Annotated in this window: 4 protein-coding genes; 1 reads left to right on the plus strand and 3 read right to left on the minus strand. The window is 42.0% G+C overall.

Annotated elements, in window-relative coordinates; translation table 11 throughout:
* Positions 1–375 precede the first annotated feature (375 nt).
* Positions 376–3,768, plus strand: coding sequence for a DEAD/DEAH box helicase (locus AC1DO4_RS17470; protein ID WP_477418094.1), 3,393 nt, complete (start codon positions 376–378; stop codon positions 3,766–3,768).
* Positions 3,769–4,573: 805 nt separating this feature from the next.
* On the opposite strand, the gene AC1DO4_RS17475 is transcribed toward AC1DO4_RS17470, so the two are convergent.
* The 3 genes from AC1DO4_RS17475 to AC1DO4_RS17485 all read right to left on the minus strand — a co-directional run bounded on the left by AC1DO4_RS17475 (position 4,574) and on the right by AC1DO4_RS17485 (position 12,579).
* Positions 4,574–9,898, minus strand: coding sequence for an Ig-like domain-containing protein (locus AC1DO4_RS17475; protein WP_477418096.1), 5,325 nt, complete (start codon positions 9,896–9,898; stop codon positions 4,574–4,576).
* 386 nt (positions 9,899–10,284) lie between these two features.
* Positions 10,285–11,178: a glycoside hydrolase family 16 protein gene (locus AC1DO4_RS17480; protein ID WP_477418098.1), complete on the minus strand. Its 894-nt coding sequence runs from the start codon at positions 11,176–11,178 to the stop codon at positions 10,285–10,287.
* 456 nt (positions 11,179–11,634) lie between these two features.
* Entirely contained in the window at positions 11,635–12,579 is a 945-nt protein-coding gene (locus AC1DO4_RS17485) for a sugar phosphate isomerase/epimerase family protein (RefSeq protein ID WP_477418100.1), read from the minus strand.
* Positions 12,580–12,581 lie beyond the last annotated feature (2 nt).

Here is a 12,581-nt window from a genome sequence, read left to right on the forward strand (position 1 = left end):
TTTCCAATACCCTATGGTATACACCGATTGAAGCCCAAATTGTAAACAGCACCGGTTTTTTACACAAAAAGATGTAAAATAGCTCAATCACCATTTACATATTTGCATAATAATTAACCAAAAGGTTTTTTAAACGAAATATTAAGCAGCTAAAAATGAAGTCCCGGCATGTGATTTCCGCTTTTTTTGAATTATAATACAGGGCGATTGGCTAAACATGATGCCTTTTGTTCTTCAGCAAGCCCTGGCTGTCCCTTTTTTCGTCACTCTCAAAACACCAAAAACAATGCTGTAACTGGCAATAAATCTCATTCAGTTTCGTAAGTCTCCCCATTTCTTAGGATATTTACCACATACAGCAGTAAGGGAAACTTAGTGAATATAGCAACGGATATACAGCAAGATGATTTTGATGGACATACCTACATTATAGATGATATACCTTTTGCTGCTATTACCGAAACTATAATACTCCAAAGATCAGAAGCCGGATTTGATAACCATCCCTCTGGTTATAAACATATTATTCCACAATTAATAACAATAAACCAGGGCACATTTGGCCATGAGTACAATGCGGCCAACTTTCCTGTGGTAACTCTAATTCAGCAAAACAACCAGTTGTTACTCACCTGCGGCTGCAACTTCCCTCATCATAAACTTTGTGAGCACCAGGCCTTGGTGCTCAGTGCCATTATTAAAAAAAGCGAGCTGCGTATTTTTTATGATGCGTATTTAAGGGATGATAAACTCAGAAAAGCAGCCCACGATTACGGCCTTGAAAATGAAACCGATCTTGATGCATTTTTTGGGGTTAGTTACGAGGACAAAAAAGCCGAAATCCGCCCCAAATTAGCTTCGCTTATCCCTGTTACAAAAGAAAGTTTAGCGTCGTACAGTCAAATGGTACTGGCGCCGCAAATTACCGCTCCTGAGCAATCAACAGATGATACCGGCCAAACTGTTTGTGTTGTTTTAAAACAGCATAAGTATTACAAGTACCTTTTTATTGAGCTTTATCAGGCCCAAACTACTAAAGATGGTAAAATAAAGAATCCTTTAAAACCGGTAAATCCTTTAGATCACATCTGGGAAACCGAGGATCATGAGCAGTTGAAGTTTTTTACCGGGGTTAATAAATTTCAAAATCATGTCAATGCTAAAAGGTCGACAGCAGATATTTTAGCTTTGCGGGCCATTGTTAAAAATCCATTGAAGTATGATTTTTATTATCATAACAGCGATGTATCTGATAATATTACGGCAGCTTCGGTAGCGCCCGTAAAAGTGGGCTTACTTCCCCATGATATTAACCTTAACATTAAGCCCCAGGGGCCATTTTATGAATTTTCGGGGCAGCTTAAAATTAATGGGATTTTATATCAGCTAAAAGACCTGAGTATCAAGTTTACCTATTTTATTTTGGTTAACGATACACTTTACCTTGCCGATAATATGCAGTTATTAGGCATTATCGACCTGATGCGGAAGCGCCCCGAAAGCCTGCTTATCCATCATTCTAAATACAAAGAGTTTAAAACACACCTGTTAACCAAACTCGAAGACAGGATAAGCATTGCTTACCAGCATATTAAACCGGCCACCACTGTTCAGTTAAAACAACAGGGATTTACCAGCGAAACCGAAAAGATCATTTACCTGTCGGATTTTGGCAGCCATGTAATGATCATCCCCGTTATGCGCTATGGCGAGGCCGAAATACCTGTACGTACAAAGCGGACGATCCACGGCGTTGACCATAAAGGCATGGAATTTATTGTAAAGCGGGACGACGAAGCCGAAATTGAGCTGACCGCCCTGCTTATTAAACAACACCCCTACTTTGCCGAACAAGTGGACAATGACCTGCATTACTTTTACCTGCATAAAAGACATTTTTTGCAGGAAGATTGGTTTTTAAACGTATTTGAAGATTGGAAAAAGCATGGTATTACAGTTTTAGGGTTTAACGAGCTGGAAGGAAATAAACTTAACCCTAACAAAGTAAATATCACCATAAGAGTGCTAAGTGGCATCAACTGGTTCAATACCGAGATAGGTGTTAAGTTTGGCAATAAAAAAACTACTTTAAAACGAGTACAAAAAGCGGTACGTAACAAAAGTAAATACGTGCAGCTGGATGATGGAACATTAGGTATACTGCCTGTAGAATGGATAGAAAAGTTCACTAAATATTTTAATGCCGGCGAAATAATCGATGAAGATATACTAAGTGTCCATAAAATCAATTACACGGCCATTGCCGAACTATTTGATGAGCAGGTAATGGACGAGGAAGTTAAGACCGAACTAAGAACATACCGCGAAAAACTATCAAATTTTGATGTGATAACTGATATTGAAGTTCCACCGGAGTTACACGCTACCCTTCGCCCCTATCAAAAACAGGGGTTAAACTGGCTTAACTTTTTAGATGATTTTAACTTCGGCGGATGCCTGGCTGATGATATGGGCCTGGGTAAAACCATGCAGATCATCGCTTTTGTACTATCGCAGAGAAAAAAAGCAAATCACAATACCAACCTGCTGGTAGTACCTACATCGCTTATTTTTAACTGGCAGGCCGAGATGCAAAAGTTTGCGCCATCCATCAGGATCCATACCATTTATGGTGCTGACAGGATAAAAAGTATCAGCGACTTTAACCAGTATGAAATAATCCTTACCTCATATGGCACCTTGCTTGCCGATATCAGCTTTTTAAAAAACTACCAGTTCAATTATATTTTCCTTGACGAATCGCAGCAAATCAAAAATCCCGATTCGCAGCGTTATAAAGCTGCACGTTTGCTAAAATCACGTAACAGAATTACCATCACGGGTACACCTATCGAAAACAATACTTTTGATATTTATGGGCAGCTGTCTTTTGCGTGCCCTGGCCTGTTGGGAACCAAACAGTACTTTAAAGATATTTATGCCGTGCCTATTGATAAATTTAAAAACTACAAACGGGCTACAGAACTTCAAAACAAAATAAAACCCTTTGTTTTAAGACGAACCAAGCAGCAGGTGGCCGCAGAATTGCCCGAAAAAACCGAGATGGTATTGTATTGCGAAATGAAGGAGCAACAGCGCAAAATTTATGATGCCTATGAAAAGGAGTTCCGTGAGTTTATATCGGCCACAACAAGCGATGAATTAAGAAAAACGCCGATGAACGTGCTCAAGGGACTAACAAAATTACGGCAGGTATGCGATTCGCCATTGTTAATTACCGGTGAAAAACCACCCGGAAATGAATCGGCGAAAATAGATATGCTGATGGAGCAGATTGAAAGCAAATTACCCCTGCATAAAATACTGGTATTCTCGCAATTTGTTTCGATGCTTGAGCTGATCAAAAAAGAATTAACTAACCGCCAAATTGGTTTTAGCTGGCTTACAGGCAGTACCCGTAACCGGGAGGCTGTAGTAAACGAATTTCAAAATAACCCGGCAATAAGCGTATTCCTTATCAGCATGAAGGCGGGCGGCACCGGTTTAAATTTAACCGAAGCAGATTATGTTTATATAGTTGACCCATGGTGGAACCCTGCTGTTGAAAACCAGGCCATAGACCGTTCGCACCGCATTGGCCAAAATAAAAATGTGGTTGCTGTAAGGATGATCTGCCCGGATACCGTTGAAGAAAGGATAATGCAGATGCAGGAATTCAAAAAAAGTTTAGCAGATAACCTGGTAAACACAGGTTCTTCGTTCCTTCAATCGTTATCAAAAACAGATCTGTTGAGTATACTGGGTTAGCATTAAGCAAAAGGTATTATTAAGCGTAGGCATTAAGTACCCATCTATGTTATCACCAACAAAGTGCAAAAGGAAAAAGGAAACGAAATTATTTACTACTTAGTTAAATGGTTATGGTTACACTAAAACATATAGAAATTTACAAAACTTATCAAGGAGACGGCGATGGTTTTGTTCGTTGTGCAACATTAGAAGAAAAGTATATTATGAACTATAGTGAGTGGTCTTTTATTGACAATATTATACAAGACCTCAAGCTTATTAAAAAAGGCCTCGCTTCATAAACCTATCTGAATATTATCAACAAAAAGCTGCAAGAAAATTGTGACAGCAATGCGACTGTTCACGAACTTAAAAAACTAGTAAATAATATACACCAGAAAAAGCTCTGTCTCGGGACTGTAAAAGAAGAAGACCTGCTCTAAAAAGTGTTTTCTCCCCCCCTGCGGGGGAATAGCTTTGTAGAAAAAAAAGATGGAGCTCCGTGCCAGAAGTACGGAACCTTAGGTAGCGTACCTCTGGCACGCAAAGGTCAATTTTTTATCTGTGCTACCAAGCTTTTGCTCCCATGGAGTCACCTGTCAGCCTCAGCCTCTTAACTTATTGAGATTGCCACCTTCCGCAAGGAAGGAATCGCATATCCTCCGCTTTTTATAATCTTCCGAACAACTATAATCTTATCACCAACGATTATATTAAATACCATATTAAATAATTTCACACAAATCAATATTATATGATTAATAATCAAATCATTAGTTTTTTGCTTTGTGCATTCTGCTTTGTGCTTTTAGCTTTTTAATGGCTATCTCAAAATAGTTACATAACCTGTAAATCTTTGGTTGCTTACCTTGGTATCAACAATAAAATAATATACTCCGGCTGGTACCGGCTGCCCGTTAGCATTGCCATCCCACGGAACCCCATAGCCCTTTGAATGAAATATTTGGGTGCCATACCTGTTGTATACATCAACCGTTGAATTCTCAAAAGCCACCAGGCCGGTTATTTCCCAGGTATCGTTCTTTCCATCTCCGTTAGGAGAAAAAGCGTTGTTTACAAATAAACGCGGCGATACCACTATACGCGTAGTATCCGAAGCGGTACATCCTAAACTATCGGTTACTACAAGTGTGTAGGTACGGTCTATGTCTCCCGTTATAACCGGATCTTTAACATGCACATCGCTCATGCCAATATTTGGTGTCCATAGATAAGTAACAGTTTCATCACTTACCGTTGGATGTAAAGTGATAAGCTTATCCTTCAAAACATATCTTCTATGTTCTGTAGTAAGTACCGGCGGGGCAAAGAATGTTATTTTAACGGAATCAAACGGTGTATAACACAGGCCGGCATTATTTACATTGAACTTTAAAACTACAGAACCACTTTTTTTATCATTATCACCTGGTAAATAAACGGCATTGGGTTGGTTTACAGATTCAAATGTACCATCGCCCGCAGTTGTCCAGAAACCGGTACCTCCCGGTACAAGCACTTTACCCGTCAATGGTATGCGGGTATCCTGCGAACAAACATTCATGTTTTGAGGTCCTGCATCGGCCCCGGGCTCTTGCCCATACTTTATAACTATTGATGAAGTACTTATAGTACAATCATCTGTACTTGTAGATGATAAAGTAATGGTAACAGATCCTTCAACTTTTTCGTCATCCGTTGGAATGTATTGCACGCTTCCAACTGTGTTAGGGGATGGCAAAAATTTACCTAAAGGGTTGCTTGATGACCAAACTCCTGTTGTAGTTCCCCCTGAAACCGATCCCGTAAGTGTTATAGATTTCACAGTGGTACAAGCAATATCCGGCCCATTTGCCTTTGCTACCGGTGGCTGATTTACCTGTACAGTAACAGGGCTGGCATCACTTGTACAGCCGCCTACGGTAACAAATAAATTATAAACGCCTGCTGCTGCCTCTGTTGCAGGAATATCAGGTTTTTGTGATGTTGATGAAAATCCGTTTGGGCCCGTCCACATATAGGTAGCCCCTGCCCTTGAAGGAGTGTTTAACTGTATCGTATTTCCTACACAAACCGGGGAGTTGCTGTTAGCTACAGGTTTAACTGGCTTGGGGCCAACATTCACCATATGTAAAAAAGGTTTCCCCGTACAGCCAAAAGCCATTGGTGTTATAATGTATGTTACATTAACATCAGACGTTCCGGTATTTATTAAAGTCTCGTCAATTGTGGATGTTGTTTGTCCGCTAACTGCGGGATTACTTATCTTAGGTACCTGATCCCGTTGCCAGGTAAATGTGGCCGTAGGTATATTAGATGTAATGATATAATTTTGGGGTATGCCGCTACAGGCCAAACTTAAAGTATCGCCGGTTATATTAACCTGTGGATTCACGGTAACTACCCAGTTAAATGGTGTTCCGGGGCAATTGCTTGTTTTATAATTAACGGTGTAAGTAACATCAAGGGGTGCGTTAGTGGTATTAAATAAAACCTCGCGTATGGTATCAGCGGCCTGGCCGGATACTGCCGCATTACTTATGCCAGGTACTGCCTCCCTGCTCCAATTAAATATTATGCCTGGAGTATTGAATTTTATGGCATAATTTGCTGTAGTACCATAACAGATTGTGTCCCTTTTGGAACTGACAACTGCAGGTGTAGGATAAACAGTGACTACATAATTTAATGACTTCCCGGAGCAACTGTCATTAACAGGTGTAATTACATAATTTACATTTATAGCCCTGGATGTTGTATTTATTAATGTTTCGGTAATTGTAGCCGACGCCTGGGCAGTTACTTCGGCATTACTAATGCCGGCTACAGCTTTACGGCTCCATGTAAATGTAGCACCAGGCAGGTTTGCCGTTATGGTATAATTTAACGGGTTGCCACTACAGGCAAAATCAAATGATTTACTGGTTATGGTTGGCACCGGATTAACCTTTACAACTACCTGTTTTTGAAGACTAACGCATTTTCCATTTACCGTTTGAACAAAATAATTAGTAGTGGCAGTTAATGGCGACGTTGTATACGTATCGCCAACCCAAAGTAATTTCGACTGACCGTTGGCAGTTTTAGTATACCACTGATAGGTTCCTGTGGAGCCACTTGCCTTTAGCTTTGCGATACTACCGCTGCAAATAGTAAGTGTATCTGGTGCAATTGGCGCTGCCGGCGGGCCATTAACGGTTACAGGGACAGAAGTACGCGGGCTTGTTAGCCTGTTTAAAGTTGTTTCAACGTAATAGGTTGTGCTGGTTGTTAACTGGGGAGTTTGAAATGCAGCTCCTGTATGAAGCGTACTCCCCCCCACGGCATCCTGGTACCACCTGTAAGTACCGCCAGGCGCTGTTGCGAATAATTTAGTGCTGTCACCCAAACAAACAGAACCTGGCTGCGCAGTAGGCGCTGGCGGCGTTGTATTAAAGGTGATGGTAACAGTACTTGATTTAGGCCCACAGGGTCCGGCAGGGTCGTCCGATCTTAAAGTTAGTTTAACGATGCTTTCTCCTGCAGCAGGGGTATACACAGCATGAAGATTAGTCAAATCAGAAAATTGACCGGTTCCACCCGACCATGTTGCACCCGATGCACCACCGCTTATATTTCCATCTAAAGTAACTGGTGTACCCGTCGGCACACTTTTATCCGGGCCTGCACTTATCACAACCCCTTCATTAATAGTTACAGGTGCGGTGGATGATACCTCCGGATCGCTCCCGGAGGCCGGGATAGTATTAGTTACAGTATAAGTTCCGGGTTTACTACTACTCAAATTTATCTCTCCCGTATTCTTATCTACAAAAACAAGGCCTGCCGGCGATGCTGTAAAAACCCCGGGATTTGCTCCCAGAGCAAAAATCGGTAATGGATTGGTTCCATCCTGGCAATAAGGGCGTGCATATGAGAAATCTGTTTTGGGCTTGTCTGTAATTCTAACAGAATCACTATATGTGCCAGAGCAAGTGCCACTGCCGGTAAATGTAACTTTATACTTCCCTACGGCGGTCGCGCTTACATCAATTTGTCCTGTGGTGTTATTAATAAACACCATGCCCGCTGGTAAAGCGCTAAAAGTACCTGCAGAAGGATTAGATATTACAGGGATGGGATCTGCTCCCGTAGTAGTAAACGTACCAGATGAATACTTGAAGGTTGTAGTATTTTTTTTTATGTGCACAGTTATAGCTGTCCTGGCGCTACTACATGAACCTAAGTTGTTCTGAACATAATAAGTTTTGTCGGCAGATAAAGGAGGTGTTGTGTATGTATTACCTGAATGAACTGATTGCCCACCAAATTCTGTTTCGAACCAGCTAATAGTCCCGCCTCCCGTAACGCTGGCAGAAAGCGCAGCCCCGTCACCTGAACAAATTGCTGGCTCACTCCCGGCCACCGGCGCTGATGGCAATGAGTTTACGGTTACGGTTACCGGTGTAAGCTTGCTTTGGCAACCGTTTACGGTTACCTGTACATAATAGGTTGTAGTAGCCAATAAAGATGGAGTTACAAACACTTTCCCGACCTGTAGCAAATTACTGCCGGCAGCATTGTCATACCAGGTATAATCGCCGTTAGGTCCTGTTGCCGTAAGCGTTGCCTCATTGCCTTCACATATGCTTGCAGGGGCAACAGCAGGAGCAGTTACCTGCGCGATAACAGGAACAGTTACAGCAATCCGCTCACTGCTACATGCCCCAACTGTAGTTTGAACATAAAAAGTAGTTGAAGCGGTTAACGGAGGAGTTACAAACTCCTCGCCGGTATATAAAACATTGTTGTCGGTTGCTGTGGCATACCATTTATATTCGCCGCCGGGAGACGTTGCGGTGAGCGTTGCAGTAGAGCCGTAACACGTGAGCGGTGCAATCACTGATGGAGAGCGAATAATTGAGTCCACGGTTATATTCACCGGGCTAAGGGTGCTCATACATCCTGAATTAATATTAGCTACATAATAAGTAATTGCCTGTGTAATGGGTGGTGTATCATAATTGTTTCCCACATTTACCATTTGTCTGCCATCGGCATCGGCATACCATTGATAGGTTCCTGATGGTGCAGCAGAGGCCGTTAAATGAACACTTGCACCATAGCAGGTAGTAAGTGTTTGCGATGAGGGGGCAACCGGAATAGGGTTTACCTGCACTACAACCCTGGCACGGGTGCTTTGGCAATCATTTACAGTAGTTTGTACATAGTAAGTTGTAGTCGTGGTAAGCTCAGGTGTGGTATAATCCGGGCTCGATATTAAAGGTACCCCACCAGCCGGCTCAGCAAACCACTCAATTATCCCCGCAGGTGCAGAAGCATGTAAACTCACCAAGGATCCCGAACAAATGCCTGGAACATTACCAATTACAGGCGGTTGAGGCGGAGGAATTACGGTAGCAGTTACCGGCGTACGCTGGCTTGTACAGCCATTTATATCTGCTTCCACATAATATGTAATAGTTACCCTTAATGAAGCAATAGAAAAAGATGCTCCCGTATGCACAACAGCCGTTGATGTTGGCGAAGTATACCACCTGTAGTTATCGCCGCCGCTAACAGATAGGGTAACCGGACTGCCGTAACATGCTTCAGCATCTGTATGACCGGGCCTGTTAGGAATCCTTACCTGAACTGCAGTTCTTAAACTTGTACATCCGTTTACAGTTGTTTGAACATAAAATGTAGAGGAAGCCGTAACGGGATCTGTATCATAAGTTGCACCGGCATGCTTAAAATTACCATCCGCATCATACCATTGATAACTGCCTCCGGGTGCGGTGGCTTCAAGATGTGCACTATTACCGGCACAAACAGTAACGCTTCTGGCAATTGGCGCATCTGGTGTTGGCGATACGGACATAGGAAAATCTTTTTGGGAAGCACTGCAGCCCGAACTATTATCGGTAACAACTACTGAATATTTACCGGCTTTATTTACAGAGATTGGGTTTGTGGTTTCACCTGTACTCCAGGCATAAGTATAGTTGCCGCTCCCCCCCGTAACTTTAGCGGTTAACGTAACACTATTACCTGAACAAATTGCAGGTTCTGAAGATGAAATGCTTACACTTAATGAACATGATTGGCCATAACCATGCAGAGATATAATAAATAAAAAAACAAACAGAAGTAAACGAATTTTCATCTAACCTTAGTACCTTTTAGTTTTAAGTGTTTTTGACAATGGGTAAGGTTGAAACAACTCTTTCAAAAGAGTAAGCTAATTACAACCTACGATATAAGGCCTTAAAATTCTTATAAGAAAGGCAAATATCCCTCTATATACACAAAACAATTAAAATGGTTTGCTTGTAAACTAACATTATTAACTTAAATTGTTCTTTTTTATATTTGGATGCTGATGAATATCAAGCGGTATAAAAAGAGGCGTCTAATAATTTTGCTAACACCCTCTTTTCTCTAACATTAGGGCCACTGATGGGTTACGTTTCATTTAAAGAACTTTCAGAATGTCCGTTTTGCATTTCTATTCAACATCCTAAATATACGACACTTTTTTTAAACGAACAATCATTTTTTTTGAGTAACCCTTACCCAATCCACCAACATTTTTACCTGGTTTTTTTTAATAAGCGCTACAGTTGCAGCAGGCATTCCGATATAAGGCGTTGCTACCCCGTTAATTTTTACAGGGTAAGCGCCACCTAAGGCATAATTTAAAATGAGGTATTTTTTGTTATTATAAACCCATTTGCCATAGTGCTCGGCCATATGCCTGTTTACCCTGAACATTAGCTTACCATCATATTTAAAATCAAGGTTATCGGGTGTCCAGTCAACAGCGTAAACGTGCCAGTGGGTAACATCATTGCCGGTATCAAAATATTGCCGGTTCACAAATGGGGTTTCGCCGCTGTAACCGGGGCCGTGTACTGCTGCGCTTACCCAATCTTTTTCGCCCACATATTCCATCACATCTATTTCCCCGGTTTCGGGCCACATACCATTGCCCAATATCCACCAGGCAGGCCAAAGGCCGGCTCCTGCTGTCAATTTAATTCTTGCTTCGGCGGTGCCATACATAAAATCAAATTTATTCCGGGTATTTATTCTGCCCGAGATAAAATCAAAATCCTGTCCGTCCTTTGTTTTAAAACCCGGCAGCGATTGTGGGCGCAATACCAGGGCTCCGTTTTTAGCGCCTTCTGCAGCTACTCCGCTAACTATAAATATGGTAGAAGTGGTATCTACGTATGCCTGTAGTTCATCGTTAACATGCATGCCCGTTACTTCGACATTCCATTTAGTACGATCAAGTTTATTGCCTGAGAAATCATCAAAAAAAATAACCTTATTCCCGGTTTTCACTGTTGTTCGCTTTTTTTGAGCTAAACACACGGGTGATAAGGCGAAAGCGCCGCAAAGTGAAAGGATAAAAGTGTGCCGGTACTTTCTATAATTCATAAACTGTGGAGGTTAAAAGGTTCCGTTTTTTAGCTTTTTATCAAATTGAAAATAAACATCATGTACTGCTTATTATATTTAGCTATACCAATAAACGGCGTTAAAGATCGATAATTATTGATACAACCGGATATAAATCAACTTACGTGAAATTAATTAATAAACTTAATATAAGGGTATCCATAAGTATGTGAAAGGTACACGAAAAGTGTAAACAAGCAAAAACCGAATAAGCTGTTATGGTAGCAAAACAGGTCGGTTTTTTTTCGGGAAAAAAGACACGGATCTGGGTTTTTACCACGATTTTAAAAAAATATAAAACATTGACAATCAACACAAATAGCGTTCCACCCCTGCCTTATGAAAAGCTTAAACAACTGACTATCAGCCCCAATGCGTTTCACACCGTTCGGGGCGTACCACCCGTTCCGGTGGAACGCTTCATTCACGGCACTATTAAATTGAGGCCGTCACCGCCTTCATTTTTTTCAATGCTGTTTTGGCTACCTTAAGCGCATCCTGGCCGTAATAGCCTTTGTTAAATACTTCAAAGGATATGATCAAAGGTTTATCGGGATGCCTGGCCAACAGCAGGAGTTGCTTTATAGGAGCAATACCATCGCCCACATAAATCCTATCCGGCTCCGAGATCTGCTCAGGACTGATACCAGCAGGATAATCATTCACATGAAAGATCTCCAGCGCGGACACACCCACAAAAGCCAAACTTTCAACCGGCGACTGCCCCTTATAAATATGGAATACATCCAACAAAATGCGTGCATCAGCATCGCCGCAGGCTGCTGCCACATACAGCACCTGGCTCACCCGTTTAAGGTTTACCGAACCTCCCCACATTTCCAGCTGTGGGATAACACCGCTCTGCTTACCCATTTTAAGTATGGCATTATAACGTTCGGCAATGGTATCCAGGTTAATAGCAGGCAGTTTTGTGGCACCCGCAGGCGGCGCGGCTATGCGGTGGCAACCAATTTTAGCCAGCATATCCATATCTGCCTGTAGCTGAACCAGGGCTTTCTGCCGGATAGCATCATCATCAACTATCCAGGGTGCAAAGCCTATGGCATCCTCAACCTTAAGTCCAAGGCCGTCAATGATTTTTTTTGCTTCGGATAACGAACCGCCATTTTGCAGATATGCCTGCAGTGTATCCAGCCAGATCTCTACAGATGTAAAACCTGCTTTAGCGGCCACTTCCAGCTCCTTCACAAAACCAAGGTTATGACCGCGGATAGTGCTCATATTTAGCGAATACGCAAAACCATGATCGTTTTTCTTATCCACCTTAATCGATGCAGCAACGTTACTGCCCAACGCAGCCGCGCCTGCCGCTAAACCCATCTTTTTTAATACCTGCCGCCTGTTTAATCCCTCAGTCATTT

The sequence above is a fragment of the Mucilaginibacter sp. P5_A6 genome (assembly GCF_056400585.1).

What these genes read in the sequence shown, in the direction of transcription:
- AC1DO4_RS17475 (WP_477418096.1), bottom strand. Translation starts at nt 9,898, where the DNA reads ATGAAAATTCGTTTACTTCTGTTTGTTTTTTTATTTATTATATCTCTG.
- AC1DO4_RS17480 (WP_477418098.1), bottom strand. Translation starts at nt 11,178, where the DNA reads ATGAATTATAGAAAGTACCGGCACACTTTTATCCTTTCACTTTGCGGC.
- AC1DO4_RS17485 (WP_477418100.1), bottom strand. Translation starts at nt 12,579, where the DNA reads ATGACTGAGGGATTAAACAGGCGGCAGGTATTAAAAAAGATGGGTTTA.